12 protein-coding genes are annotated in these 12,413 nt (G+C 71.1%); 8 read left to right on the top strand and 4 right to left on the bottom strand.

Features of this window, described 5'->3' with window-relative positions:
* Window positions 1–93 precede the first annotated feature (93 nt).
* Together ABWO84_RS00730 and ABWO84_RS00725 are read left to right on the top strand one after the other, a co-directional pair.
* Window positions 94–1,611 carry a hypothetical protein gene (locus tag ABWO84_RS00730; RefSeq protein ID WP_353111498.1) on the top strand — a complete coding sequence of 506 codons (1,518 nt, stop codon included), beginning with the start codon at window positions 94–96 and terminating at the stop codon, window positions 1,609–1,611.
* Between the two features lie 102 nt (window positions 1,612–1,713).
* A complete protein-coding gene (locus ABWO84_RS00725; protein WP_353111496.1) occupies window positions 1,714–2,139 on the top strand; it encodes a YfbO family protein in 426 nt (141 codons plus the stop codon).
* A gap of 52 nt (window positions 2,140–2,191) precedes the next feature.
* Here ABWO84_RS00725 and ABWO84_RS00720 read toward each other — a convergent pair whose 3' ends face one another.
* Complete coding sequence (locus ABWO84_RS00720; protein WP_353111494.1) at window positions 2,192–3,268, bottom strand: aldo/keto reductase; 1,077 nt, start codon at window positions 3,266–3,268, stop codon at window positions 2,192–2,194.
* Complete coding sequence (locus ABWO84_RS00715; protein ID WP_353111492.1) at window positions 3,265–3,669, bottom strand: carboxymuconolactone decarboxylase family protein; 405 nt, start codon at window positions 3,667–3,669, stop codon at window positions 3,265–3,267. The genes ABWO84_RS00720 and ABWO84_RS00715 overlap by 4 nt, the downstream gene beginning before the upstream one ends.
* Before the next feature lie 57 nt (window positions 3,670–3,726).
* Here ABWO84_RS00715 and ABWO84_RS00710 point away from each other — a divergent pair, with 57 nt between their 5' ends.
* Both ABWO84_RS00710 and ABWO84_RS00705 read left to right on the top strand, forming a co-directional pair.
* On the top strand, window positions 3,727–4,350 hold the full coding sequence (locus tag ABWO84_RS00710; RefSeq protein WP_353111490.1) for a TetR/AcrR family transcriptional regulator: 624 nt from the start codon (window positions 3,727–3,729) through the stop codon (window positions 4,348–4,350).
* 10 nt (window positions 4,351–4,360) lie between these two features.
* Window positions 4,361–4,561: a hypothetical protein gene (locus ABWO84_RS00705; protein WP_353111488.1), complete on the top strand. Its 201-nt coding sequence runs from the start codon at window positions 4,361–4,363 to the stop codon at window positions 4,559–4,561.
* A 32-nt stretch (window positions 4,562–4,593) separates the two neighbouring features.
* On the opposite strand, the gene ilvD is transcribed toward ABWO84_RS00705, so the two are convergent.
* Window positions 4,594–6,480, bottom strand: coding sequence for a dihydroxy-acid dehydratase (gene ilvD, locus ABWO84_RS00700; RefSeq protein ID WP_353111486.1), 1,887 nt, complete (start codon window positions 6,478–6,480; stop codon window positions 4,594–4,596).
* Between the two features lie 76 nt (window positions 6,481–6,556).
* Between ilvD and ABWO84_RS00695 the strand changes: the two genes are divergently transcribed.
* Genes ABWO84_RS00695 through ABWO84_RS00680 form a run of 4 tightly spaced genes read left to right on the top strand, consistent with a single transcriptional unit; the run spans window position 6,557 to window position 11,387 of the window.
* On the top strand, window positions 6,557–7,354 hold the full coding sequence (locus ABWO84_RS00695; protein ID WP_353111484.1) for a helix-turn-helix transcriptional regulator: 798 nt from the start codon (window positions 6,557–6,559) through the stop codon (window positions 7,352–7,354).
* Between the two features lie 42 nt (window positions 7,355–7,396).
* A complete protein-coding gene (locus tag ABWO84_RS00690) occupies window positions 7,397–8,782 on the top strand; it encodes an SWIM zinc finger family protein (RefSeq protein ID WP_353111482.1) in 1,386 nt (461 codons plus the stop codon).
* A complete protein-coding gene (locus ABWO84_RS00685; RefSeq protein WP_353111480.1) occupies window positions 8,779–9,042 on the top strand; it encodes a hypothetical protein in 264 nt (87 codons plus the stop codon). Before ABWO84_RS00690 ends, ABWO84_RS00685 begins: the two co-directional genes overlap by 4 nt.
* Window positions 9,039–11,387 carry a DUF6493 family protein gene (locus ABWO84_RS00680; protein WP_353111478.1) on the top strand — a complete coding sequence of 783 codons (2,349 nt, stop codon included), beginning with the start codon at window positions 9,039–9,041 and terminating at the stop codon, window positions 11,385–11,387. The genes ABWO84_RS00685 and ABWO84_RS00680 overlap by 4 nt, the downstream gene beginning before the upstream one ends.
* On the opposite strand, the gene ABWO84_RS00675 is transcribed toward ABWO84_RS00680, so the two are convergent.
* Window positions 11,388–12,383, bottom strand: coding sequence for an NAD-dependent epimerase/dehydratase family protein (locus ABWO84_RS00675; protein WP_353111476.1), 996 nt, complete (start codon window positions 12,381–12,383; stop codon window positions 11,388–11,390). It lies immediately after the preceding gene.
* Window positions 12,384–12,413 lie beyond the last annotated feature (30 nt).

Here is a 12,413-nt window from a genome sequence, read left to right as displayed (position 1 = left end):
ACGCCACGCTGCTGGACGTCCGCCGCGGATAGGGGCTCGGTGCGCGCCGGGTGCGGCGCAACCCGGATCCGCTCTCGCTCGGGCAGGCGCCCTGTGACCGCTAACGGCGACCGCCCCGGAGAAGTGGGGGACGTCTACGCCTTCTTCCTCGAGCGGCCGGGGCGGTGGGCGGCAGTACAGGTCATCGACCTGCCTGAGGAGGGCATCGCGACCCTCGCAGCGTTCGACTGGACGGGGTCCGAGGCGCCGGCGGACGTGTCGGTGCTCGCCGACGCGGATCGCATGATCCGGGACTTCCTGTTCTGGGAGCCCGAGGAGTTCGTGCAGAAGGTCGCGCTGCCACCCCCGCCCGGGTTCCGGCTGATCGGCGTTCTCCCCGTGCGTGGACGTGAGGCGGAGTGCCGCCGGTCGGGGGACTGGTGCTTCGACGGGCGCATCGAGCAGCAGCTGTGGTGGAACGCCCTTCCTGGCGAGCTTCGCGCGCGGTTCAAGGCGGGGCTGGCCGAGGAGGAGGTCTATGTCGTTCCCGGGATGCGCTACCGGCGGTCCGGGGAGCTGGTGGAGACCGTATCGCGCGCGACGACGACCTTCGACGGCGAAGCGGCGCTGCTGACCGAGGAGTTCGAGCTGACCGCGCTACGGTCATGGCCGCTACTCGTCGACCTGCGTCTGTCCGGCTGGCGTGATGACCTGCTTCCCTTCCTGGAGTCATCGCCTCTGATGCGTGAGCTGACTCTTCGTGCGCATGGGAGGCGGGAACTCGACCTCTCCCGCACCTCGCTGCGCACGCTGCGCATCGATCAGGAAGGGCTGCGGCGACTCGTTCTGCCCGAGACTCTCGACATGCTGATCCTCCATGGCGACTCGGACGGTCCTCTGCGTGTCGAGGCCGAGGAGCACGGCAGGTGGATCCGGCTCCAGCTGACGGGAGGACCCGCGCCCGTGGACGGGCTCGAACGGCTGCGCGCACTGCGGATCGACGCCATCGATGAGCTCTCCGTCGAGGACGTCTGGGCGCGTCACCCCGGACTGCGATCGTTGACCCTGTTCGGCTCTCCGGGCGTGGCGCGGGAGATCGCGAGCCTCGCGGCGTTCCCGCAGCTGGAAGAGCTGTGGCTGGGCGACCTGTTCGGGTATGGAGCAGCGGACTTCCCTGGTCCCGGGGGCATCCCCCGCGTGCGCCGAATCGCTCTCGACTCGGTGCCCGCGGATGTCGCACGTCAGGTCCGGAAGGCGTATCGAGGGGCGCCCGGCATCGACGTGGACGTGCGGCGACCTCGAAACGACACCTGGCGCGAGCAGAATCTGGGCAATCCGCTCCGGCACTGGGAGGGTCAGGAGGGGCTTCCTCAGGCGGTGGCGAGGAAGGCCAACGCCGCCTGGCGCACCGCGATCGCCGTGGTGCGGCGTCCCGGTGTCGAGTCTGCGACCATCGTGTCCGCGACGAGCGTCTTCCTCGACGTGATCCGTGCACTCGACGAGAAGCACGGTTTCCTCCACACTCTCGAACGCGAGCAGGTCGTCGAGGCCGTCGAGATGCTCGCCGCGGGGCTGAGCACGGAGCAGCGGGCGCGCCTGGAGCCTGCTGCGGAGGAGGCGCTGGATGGCTGAGGGGCCTGAGGACTACGACTGGGTCCATCTGTTCCGTGCGTACTCGGAGGCGACGGGACCTCACTCCGACGCCGGCGCACAGGGAGCGGAAGGGGATGGCGGGTGATCACGACGGGGGAGATCGCTGCGCGGATGTCGGGGGAGCGGCTGCCTCTGCTGACACTGGAGGAGTTCTTCGAGGGGAACGCGAGGGAGGACTCCCTCGCGCCGAACCGGTGGGGACACGGGCGACCTCCTCTCGCGGAGATCGCCGCGCGGCTTCGTGCCCTCCTGGTGTTCTCGGACGTCGTCTGGGTGCGCGTGGAGCTGCATCCGGACACGGAGTCGGGTGAGCCGGAGGGCGTTGTGCTCGGCGAGTCGATCGTCATCTGCACGACGGCTCCTGCCGCCGACCTGGAAGCCCGCCTGGACGCGGAGGGGCTGCGGAGCGACGGGATCGTGGAGTCGGACGAGAGCTCTCTCGACGATGCCTGCGGCATTCCTCCGGTGGTGGGGCACGAGCGGATCGTCTTCCTCGTCTGGGACTAGTCGGACCTGTAGGCGGAGACAGGCGGAAGCGGCCGCCGGGCGACGAGATCCGTCATCGCGGACCCTGGTCGAGCGGCGGAGGCTGGTTGCGGGGCATCTGATGGCGGCGGCGCAGCGCGGGGTCTGCGAGATGCGGGGGTGTGTTGTCGACGTCCTCCGGGTTGAGGTCGGTCGCGGGCTGGACGATCTCATCGATGCGGTCGAGCACGGCGTCGTCGAGCTCGACTTCGGCGGCGCCGAGAAGGTCGTCGAGCTGTTCTGGCGTGCGTGGACCGATCAGCACGGAGGTGACGGCGGGATGCGCGGCGGCGAACGCGAGGGCCAGGTGGGTCAGGGAGAGTCCCGTCTGGCCCGCGAGGTCAAGGAGCTTCTCGACGGCATCGAGCTTGCGGCGGTTCCCCTCCCGGCGAAGATCGAACTTGTAGCCGATCATCTCGCGGAAACCGCGTAGATCGATATCGGCCTCCGAGCGAAAGCGGCCCGTCAGCCAACCGCTGTTCAGCGGGCTCCAGGTCAGCACGCCCATGTCGAGCCTCTGGGCCGTCGGCAGGACGTGCTTCTCGATTCCGCGCACGAAGATCGAGTACGGCGACTGTTCGGTGTGGAACGGGACATGGCCCCGACGGTCGGCGATCCAGTGCGCCTCCATCTGACGCTCGGCGGGATATCCCGACGAGCCGATCGCGAGCACTTTGCCCGCGTGCACCAGGTCGCTGAGCGCGCTGAGGGTCTCGTCCAGGTCGACGGAGTAGTCGGGGCGGTGCACCTGGTACAGGTCGATGCGATCGGTCCCCAGACGCCGCAGGCTTTCGTCGACCGCTTTCACGATCCAGCGGCGCGAGGAGCCGCGGCGGTTGACGTCCGCGCCCATCGGGAAGAACGCCTTGGTCGCGAGCACCACATCATCGCGGCGATCGCGGATCGCGCGTCCCACGATCCGCTCGGACTCGCCGTCGGAATACATGTCCGCGGTGTCGACGAGGTTCACTCCCGCGTCGAGGGCGCGGTGCACCATCGCTGCCGCAGCGTCGGCGTCGGCGTTGCCCCACGGGCCGAGGTGCATCGTGCCGAGGCCGAGTGCGCTGACCTGGATGCCGGTGCGTCCCAGGCGGCGATACGGCATGCTCATCGAGAGCTCGCGCCGTCCGTCGCCGCGGAGAGCACGTCGCGCGCCACGCGCAGCCCGTTCCCGGCGCGGGGGTGTCCTGCGTAGAGCGCCGTGTGGAACACGGTCTCGACGATCTGCTCCTCCGTCGCGCCGACATTCAGCGCCGCCCGCATGTGCAGGGCGAGCTGTGGCTCCGCGCCGCCGATGGCGGTGAGCACGGCCACGTTGATGAGCTGGCGTTCGCGGAGGGTCAGGGTCTCGCGGCCGTAGACATCGGCGAAGCCTGCCTCGACCACGTACGTGCCGAAGTCCGGACTGATCTCGTCGAAGCCGGCGAGGGTCTGGGCAGCCTGCTCGGGGCCGAGGATGCGGTCCATCAGGTCTCGCCCGCGCTCATAGCGTGCTCCGGTTCGTGGTGACATGCAACAGAACGCTACGCTACGTAGCGTTCTGTTGCAACCCTCGCTAGCCTTGTCCTCATGACCGCCTCGCCCCGCAGCCGTGCCGCCGCGCAGATCCAGGACGCTGCCTGGGAGATCCTCGCGGAGCGGGGGCTCCCGGGAGTCACGATGGAGGAGATCGCCGCGCGCGCCGGCGTCGCGAAGACCACCGTCTACCGGTGGTGGCCCACCAAGTCGGCGGTCCTGATGGACGCGTTGAGAGAAAGGCTCCTGCCTCGGGTGGCGTTCCCCGAGGACGGGAGCGTCCGCGACGACCTGGTGTCCCAGATCGAGGCCGTCATCGACCTCTTCGGCAGCGAGACCGGGCGCGCCTACCTCGCACTGGTCGCCGAGAGCATGCACGACGGCGAAGTCGCCACCGCGCTGCGCGAACGATACGTCGACGATCAGAGGAGGGCCGCGATCGAGCGACTCGAGAAGGGGAAGCGGAAGGGGGAGGTTCTTCCGGAGGTCGACCTCGAGCTTCTCGTCGACAGCCTCTACGGCGCTCTCTACTACCGAGTCCTCGTATCGCACGCTCCGCTCGACCGAGCGTATGCGCGGCGCCTCGTCGACGGCATCTGGCCGGGTGAGCCGAATCGGCGGAGGCCCGCCGGCGACGATGGTGCGGGACCGTCTACGGCGGAAGCGTCGATGATCTGAAGGAGGTCGCGTGGACCGGAAGACGGTCAACGCCGAGCTGCGGCGGCGGTTCTATCCGCTGCTCGTCGCTGCGGACTTCGTCCGGAGGGGCGACATCGCACGTCGGACGCTCGACCACGGAGTCGTCCATGCGGCGGAGATGCAGCATCTGCCTCGGAACGACGCGATCCAGGTGAACCTCGGCGTGCACTGCGGGACGACCACCGGGTGATCGCGGAAGGCTGATCGCCGGAGGGCACCGCCTCAGATGGTGACGGGCGCGGACGGGACCAGCTGGTCGAGCAGCGTCAGGTCGCGCACGGCCCCGCGATCGGCGGAGGTGACCATCGCCGCGTAGCTGCGCAGGGCGACGGAGACGGGACGCTCCCGGTCGGCGGGGCGGTATCCCCGTCCGGACTCGAGAGCGTCGCGACGTCGTGCGAGCTCGCCCTGGTCGACGCGCAGCTCGATCGCGCGGGTGGGGATGTCGATGCGGATGAGGTCGCCGTCCTCGACGAGAGCGATCGCCCCGCCCGACGCCGCTTCGGGTGAGACGTGGCCGATCGAGAGGCCGCTCGTCCCGCCGGAGAATCGCCCGTCCGTGATGAGCGCACAGCTCTTCCCGAGGCCTCGGCCTTTCAGGAACGAGGTCGGGTGAAGCATCTCCTGCATGCCGGGACCGCCCCGGGGTCCCTCGTAGCGGATGACGACGACGTCGCCCGGCCCCACCGTCTTGTCGAGGATCTTCTGCACGGCCTCCTCCTGCGACTCGCAGACGACGGCCGGGCCCTCGAACGTCCAGATCGACGGGTCGACGCCCGCGGTCTTGACCACGGCGCCGTCGACGGCGATGTTCCCGCGGAGAACCGCGAGACCGCCGTCGGCCGAGTAGGCGTGAGCCACCGAGCGGATGCAGCCGCCCTCGGCGTCCTCGTCGAGAGAGGTCCACTCATTCGACTGCGAGAACGCCGTCGATGAGCGACGTCCGCCGGGGGCGGCGTGCCAGAGGGCGATCGCCTCCGCGGAGGCCTTGCCGCCGCGAAGATCCCACTCGTCGAGCCAGGAGGCCAGATCCGGGGAGTGCACCGAGTGCACGTTCTCGTGCAGCAGTCCTCCGCGGTGCAGCTCGCCGAGGATCGCGGGGATGCCGCCGGCGCGGTGCACGTCCTCCACGTAGTAGGTCTTGTCGCCTGCGACGTTCGGCGCGACCTTCGCGAGGCACGGCACCTGGCGGGACTTCGCATCGATCTCGGCGAGGCCGTACTCGACGCCCGCTTCCTGGGCGGCGGCGAGCAGGTGCAGGATCGTATTGGTCGATCCGCCCATCGCGATGTCGAGGGCCATCGCGTTGTCGAAGGCCTCCGCCGTCGCGATGGCGCGAGGGAGGACGGACTCGTCGTCCTGCTCGTAGTAGCGCTTCGCGAGGTCGACGACCGTCGCGCCCGCCCGCTCGTACAGCGCGCGGCGCGCGGTGTGCGTCGCGAGCACCGAGCCGTTGCCGGGAAGGGAGAGACCGATGGCCTCGGTGAGGCAGTTCATCGAGTTCGCGGTGAACATGCCGGAGCAGGAGCCGCAGGTCGGGCAGGCGTTCTCCTCGATGAGATCGAGGTCGCGGTCGGTGATCGACTCGTCCACCGCGTCGGAGATCGCGTTGATCAGATCGAGCGAGCGCACCGAGCCGTCGGTCAGCGTCACCCGTCCGGCCTCCATCGGGCCCCCCGACACGAACACCGTCGGGATGTTGAGGCGCATCGCGGCCATGAGCATCCCCGGCGTGATCTTGTCGCAGTTCGAGATGCAGACGAGGGCGTCCGCGCAGTGCGCGTTGACCATGTACTCCACCGAGTCGGCGATCAGATCGCGCGAGGGGAGCGAGTAGAGCATGCCGCCGTGTCCCATCGCGATGCCGTCGTCGACCGCGATGGTGTTGAACTCGCGGGGCACGGCCCCCGCGGCATGGATCGCCTCGGAGACGATCCTGCCCACGGGCTGCAGATGGGTGTGCCCCGGCACGAACTCCGTGAACGAGTTGGCGACCGCGACGATCGGCTTGCCGATGTCGGAGTCGGCGACCCCCGATGCGCGCATGAGAGCGCGGGCTCCGGCCATGTTGCGGCCATGGGTGACGGTGCGGGAGCGGAGGATCGGCATCCTCCCATGCTCGCGGTATCGGGTCGCGACGCCCAGACGGCGCTGCTACTAGTAGTGGCACTGATAGTTTTGGCGCATGGACGCGGAGGAGCTGACCCGGCACGAGCTCGGAGCGTTCCTGCGGCGGAAACGTGCGGCGGCGAACCGCGCGGAGTACGGCCTTCCACCCGTGGGGCGCAGCCGTGTCTCCGGACTCCGTCGTGAGGAGATCGCGTTCCTCTCCGGCGTCTCGGTCACCTGGTACACCTGGCTGGAGCAGGGGCGCAGCATCCGTCCCTCGCGTCAGGTGCTGGACGCCGTCGCGGTGGGGCTGCGGCTCACCCAGGCCGAGCACGACTACGTGCTCGGCATCGCGGGGTTCGCGCCGCTGCCCGCCGCCGGGTCGGCGGCGCCGGACGAGGTGCCGGCCCACGTCCAGCACCTCCTCGATGCGGTCGATCCGGCCCCGGCGTTCGCCTTGAACGGGCGATGGGACATCTGCGCCTGGAACTCCTCCTACGAACGGCTCTTCCCCGCCGTCTCCGCGGCGCATGCGGAGGAGCGCAACCTCCTCTCCTTCGTCTTCACGCATCCCGCGGTGCGGGCGATGCTGCCGGACTGGGAGGTCACGAGCAGGAGGTTCCTCGCGGAGTACCGCGCAGAGACCGGCACGCGCGCCGGGGGGCCGGAGCACGTGCGCCTCATCGCCCGGCTCCGGCAGGAGAGCGAGGACTTCGCCCGTGCGTGGGACGACCACGAGGTGGTGCGGTTCGCCTCCCGACGGCGCAGCTTCCTGCATCCGGTCGACGGAGAGGTGTCGTACGAGCAGATCGCCCTCGCCCCTCAGGACGCGCCGGAGTTGAGGATCATCGCGTACCTGCCGGCCCGGTCCTGACGAGCGTTCTCCGGAGCGGGGTGCCGCCCCTAGTCTGGGTGCGTGGGGCAGTCATCGATCGAGTACGACTACGCCGGGGCGTCGTCGCTCGCGGCGGGTTCCGAAGGGGCGCGGCTGTCGCTCGCGACGAGCGGCGGCTCCGACGCCTCGGGGGCGGTCTCGCATCCGTACTTCTTCTCCGGCTTCGCCGAGCATCCGGGTGTCGTCGCCGCCGGCCTGCTGATGCTCGCGCGCGTCGCGCGGACGCGCTTCTACGTGCCGCCGAACACGCTGGCCGCCGTGCTGCGCGCTGCGGATCCGGTCGTGACATCGAGCCCCGACGGCCTGCGCTTCGAGTCCTTCAGCGTCTGCTGCGGCGTGTACGCCCGTCTCGACGTCGACGCCGTCGCGCTCGACACGGCGTATGCGGCATCCGGCGTGACCAACGTGGACGTCAATCCGCCGCTGCGGCAGGCGCTCGCGGGGCTCCGCCCGTCGGAGCCGCTGCACCTCGGCGTCGGCGACGACGAGCTCCGTGTGTCGACCTTCGATCACGAGATCGTCGAGGAGCGCGTGCCGCTGCCCGCACGGTGGCTCAAGGGGTTCGGTGAGACGCAGACGCTGTCGGCGGGGATGACGCTCCGCCACGAGCTGACCGGGCCCGCGGTACGGCAGTTCGTACAGGGGCTGCCCCGATCGTCCGCGACGAAGACCGTGATGTGGGCGACGCAGGCCGCCCGCACCCTGCGCCTCGCCTCCCGTCCTTCTCGCGGCGCCGTCTGCGTCGCCGGCCCGGAGCGCCTCCGCGTGCTCGAGCCCCTGCTGCGCTTCGCGACGTCGCTCCGCGCCTACGGGCCGGACGCCGACGCGTCGTCCCTCCCCGCGCCGAGCGCCTGGGTGCTGGAGCTGCCCGGAGCGCGGGTGACCGTGGGTCTCAGCCCCGAGAAGGCGCGCGGCTTCTCCGGGGAAGGGGCCGTGCTGCACGCCCTCGCCGGTGCGGACGGAGCCGGCGACGCGGATCTGCTCGGGGCGCTGCTGGCGTTCGAACCGCGGATCGACATCCCCCTGCTCTCGCAGACGGCGGGGCTGTCCGAGTCTCGCGTGCGGGGAGGGCTGGCCGCGCTCGCCTCGCAGGGACTGGTGGGGTACGACCTGCACACCGGCGCGTTCTTCCATCGTCCCCTTCCCGTTCGGCCGGAGCTCCTGGGGATGCTGCACCCGAGACTGGCCGATGCGCGGATGCTCGCGGACGCCGGAAGCGTGCGACGAGGCGCCGACGGCAGGTTCGTCGTGGACTCGGGCGGAACGCCGTACGAGGTCGCCCTCGCGGCGGATCCCGTGGACGATCGCTGCACGTGCCCGTGGCGTGCGAAGCACCGCGGAACCCGAGGTCCGTGCAAGCACGTCCTCGCCGCGCGTCTCGTGGCGGGGGATCGGGAACGCGGATGAGCGGGATCGTCGAGCGCAGACGTCTGCTGAGGGCGGTCGCGGAGGGGGAGGACCCGTCCGATCTCGACGCGATCCGGAACGCGTTCGCCGCGGTGGACGAATCCGATCGGGCCGCGCCCGCACGGACGCTGCCCGCGTCCCGGCTGCTCGCGGCGGAGGGCCGGACGTCGCGCTCGTGCTTCCTCGCGGTCGCCCCGCGGGGTGCCGATCCGGCGCAGGACGCGGCGGACATCGCCGCAGGAGAGGGAGGGAGCCGATGAGCGGCTACGAGAACAGCTATCGGTTCTATGCGGACACCGGGCGCCTCGTCGCCGGCGGTGCGTCGCTGCGCGAGCTCTACGACGCGATGATGACGGTGCAGGACGAGGACATGGCCGCCGTGGACGGTTCGCCGGCGCGCCTGGCCGAGCTGACCCGGATCTGGGTGCAGAGGCCCGTGTTCGTGCAGCTCCGGCTCAACGAGCTGTTCGGCGGCCTGACGGTCGAGCACACCGACGACTACGTGCTCGCACTGGTCGGAACCCTGGCGGGGCGGTATGAGCAGGAGGTCCGCCTGCATCTGCTGCGGAACGATCACGACCTACGGGAGACGGTCTTCTGGCGCATCTTCGAGGTCGAAGGCGGAGGAGAGGTGTCCCTCGCCAACATCGACAAGTTCTCCCCGCCCGAGCTGAACTGGCACAACTCCGTCGTGCTGCTCGTCGAGGAGGGCACGCTGGATCGGGTGCGCACGCTGCGCTCCTGTCTCGAGGCGCTCAACCGCGACTTCTCCGCGTACCGCGCGGGATGGTTCTCCCGCGTCTACGCCGCCCTCGCGCCGACCCCGTCCGAGGCGGCCGCCGATCAGGCGCTGTTGACGAGGTGCCTGGGGTCGACGGTCACCGCGACGGTGTCGTTCGCGGTCAAGCATCTCGTACCGGTGCAGAAGGCCGGGCTCCTCGACGCCGACTCGTTCGTCGACGCCTGCGCACCGGCGCTGACCGGGCCGAAGTCCGCAGCGATGCCAGTCGTGAAGATCCTCGAGGAACTGGCGTCGTCGAACGTCGTCGGCGGAGACCGGGTCGCGGAGGTGCTCACGGTCGGGCTCGGACACCCGCACGCCGACGTGCAGCGAGCGGTCGGGGGTGCGCTGCGGAGCCTCGGCCGGATCGATCTGGTCGAGGAGCAGCGCGATGTGCTCGCGCCCGCCGTCGCGGCCGCGCTCCTCCCGGTGGCCACGGTGGCGCAGGCTGCGGCGCCGGACGTCGCCGCCGTCGCCGCGGAGGCGGCTCCCGCGGTCTCCGTCACGGCCTGGACCGCCGATGACGCGGTGGAGCGGTACGCCGCGCTGCTGGAGGACCCCGCCGACGCCCTCGAGTTCGAGCTGGCGCTGTCCTGGCTCGTCGACGACGCGCGGGCCGCCGAGCTGCTGGCTCCGCTGGGCAAGAGGGCGCGAACCCTCGCCGAGCGCGACGAACAGCACTATCCGGCCGTGCTCCTCGTGGCGGCGCTCGACTCCGACACGGAGTTCCTCCCGCAGCGCTACTGGCAGGAGGTCTCCACGCACTGGGCGGACGGCGTGGAGACGACCGTCCGCGGAGAGCGCCGCGCGCTGCCGACGGCCGAACAGCTGACGGTGCTGCCGAGCTACGTGACCCGGCTACGGGAGGTCGCCGCGATGCTGCAGGGGCGGGCGCCGCGGGGTCCGCTGCTCGCCACCCCGACGGATTCGCACGGGCGGGTGGACGCCGTGGCGCTGCGCGACCGGTTCCGGAGGGACGCGCCACCGGCCGACCTCGCGCAGGCGCTCCTGAGGGTGTCTCCCGACGAGCGTGCGCGACTCGCCGCCGAGCTGGGCGTCGTGCCGCCCGCGGCCACCGAGAGCATCGAGATCGAGTGGCGCAGCCGGGGGTCGGAGACGCGCAAGGCCGACGGCACCCCGCAGTGGGTGTGGTGGGATCCGGTGGTCGTGGCCGAGCGGGCGGAGCAGCCGTCGATGGTCAACCCGGCATTCATCGGGACGGGCACGCGCGGGTGGTACGAGCACTATCACGGGGTGACCGAGCTCACCGCCGCGCAGCTGGCACTCGTGGAGCCGTCCTCCACGCTGCCGCTCACTGCGGCAGGCCTTCGCCTCATGAACTCGGCGGCGCAGGACACGGTGGAGCATCGGGCGGTGTCGATCCTCGCCTCGCTCTCTGGGCACCCCGGCATATGGACCGCCGAGACCGTTCAGCTCGTGGCCCTCGGGATGGCGGGCGCCGTGGCGGAGCTCCGGGCGCAGGCGGCGGAGCTGCTGGTCGCCGCCGTGCCGGTTCGGCTGGCAGCCGCGGAGGCGGCACGGGGATTCGCGGCGTGCGCACCGGGCATCGTGCTCACGCGGTGGGCGGCCTCGTTCGCCGACGCCGCGATGCTCGCGCCGGAGACGGTGGTCGAGGTGCTCTCGGCGTTGATGCCCGCGATCGACCGCAAGGCGAGGGGGCTCGGGGCGCTGCTCACCGTGCTCCTGGACGAGTCCGTCCGACGAGGCGGCCGCGTCGCCGACCCGGCGCTCCGCGAATGGCTCTCGGGCTTCTCGGGGTCGTCCGCGGCGGCGAAGACGGCGAAGGCCCTCCTCACGCTCTGATCAGCCGGGGAGGGCGGCGAGCAGGCGGCGCTCGTCCTCGTCGGAGAGACCGGCCCGCGTCGCCGTCGGCACTCCCTCGCGCTGCGCCCACTCCAGGGTGTCGCGCAGCGTCTCGGCGAGCGGACGGAGCGCGAGTCCGTGTGCACGGGCGAGCGCGTTGGAGAGCGCGCCGATCCCGAGCACGGTGTCGTCGGCGACCCACAGCGGGAGCGACTGCGGGCCCGCCCATTGCGACACCCCCTGCGAGATCAGCCAGTGCTCGTCGGCCGGCGTGAGGGCGCCGCGGTGGCCGGCGATCTCCGCGGCGGTCGCGAGATGCACGGAGAGCGGCACGGGATCACCGACCGCGTTGAAGACGCCGCCGGAAGACCGTTCCGCGAGACGGACGATCCAGGCGGCGAGGTCGCGGACGTCGATGATCGATGTGGGCAGCTCCGGCGCGTCCGGCACGAGCACCTCGCCGGCGGGCGTGGACGGGCGGGCGAGTCGCAGCGGCCAATACGAGGTGCGTCCGCTCGCGTCTCCCGGTCCTCCGATGAGGCCGGGTCGCACGATCACCGATCTGCCGTCGCCGAAGCCCTCCTGCACCGCTCGTTCGCAGGCCGACTTCGCGGAGCCGTAGTCCTCCCACGTCGTCATGACGTCCTCGACGAGGGGCGGATGGACGGGGGCACCCTCGTCGATGCCCGGAACGGACAGCGACGAGTACGCGCTGCAGGACGAGACGTACACATAGCGGTCGGCGATCCGCTCGAGGTCCCTCACCGCGCGGCGGACGTGTCCGGGCTGCGTCGCGACGTCGACGACCACGTCCCAGCGGGAGTCCGTCAGGGGGCGCAGCGCGTCGTCGAGGTCCCGGTCCGCCACGAGGACGGCAGCGCCGTCCGGAGCGGACGACCGTCGTGCCACGCAGGTGACGTCGTGTCCCCGCTCGATCGCGGTGCGCACGACGGCCTCGCCGAGCCATCCCGTTCCGCCGAGCATCAGCATCCTCATGCGACCAGTATCGTCCTCGGCGTGCACCCT

It is taken from the genome of Microbacterium sp., from assembly GCF_040394595.1.
Lineage (GTDB): Bacteria > Actinomycetota > Actinomycetes > Actinomycetales > Microbacteriaceae > Microbacterium.
Note: the sequence above shows the minus strand (reverse complement) of the source record. Positions and strands in the feature narration are given on the sequence as shown.

Bases quoted from the DNA above. Each gene is read 5' to 3' on its own strand.
- ABWO84_RS00720 (WP_353111494.1), bottom strand. From the start codon at position 3,268: ATGAGCATGCCGTATCGCCGCCTGGGACGCACCGGCATCCAGGTCAGC.
- ABWO84_RS00715 (WP_353111492.1), bottom strand. From the start codon at position 3,669: ATGTCACCACGAACCGGAGCACGCTATGAGCGCGGGCGAGACCTGATG.
- ABWO84_RS00710 (WP_353111490.1), top strand. From the start codon at position 3,727: ATGACCGCCTCGCCCCGCAGCCGTGCCGCCGCGCAGATCCAGGACGCT.
- ilvD (WP_353111486.1), bottom strand. From the start codon at position 6,480: ATGCCGATCCTCCGCTCCCGCACCGTCACCCATGGCCGCAACATGGCC.
- ABWO84_RS00695 (WP_353111484.1), top strand. From the start codon at position 6,557: ATGGACGCGGAGGAGCTGACCCGGCACGAGCTCGGAGCGTTCCTGCGG.
- ABWO84_RS00685 (WP_353111480.1), top strand. From the start codon at position 8,779: ATGAGCGGGATCGTCGAGCGCAGACGTCTGCTGAGGGCGGTCGCGGAG.
- ABWO84_RS00680 (WP_353111478.1), top strand. From the start codon at position 9,039: ATGAGCGGCTACGAGAACAGCTATCGGTTCTATGCGGACACCGGGCGC.
- ABWO84_RS00675 (WP_353111476.1), bottom strand. From the start codon at position 12,383: ATGAGGATGCTGATGCTCGGCGGAACGGGATGGCTCGGCGAGGCCGTC.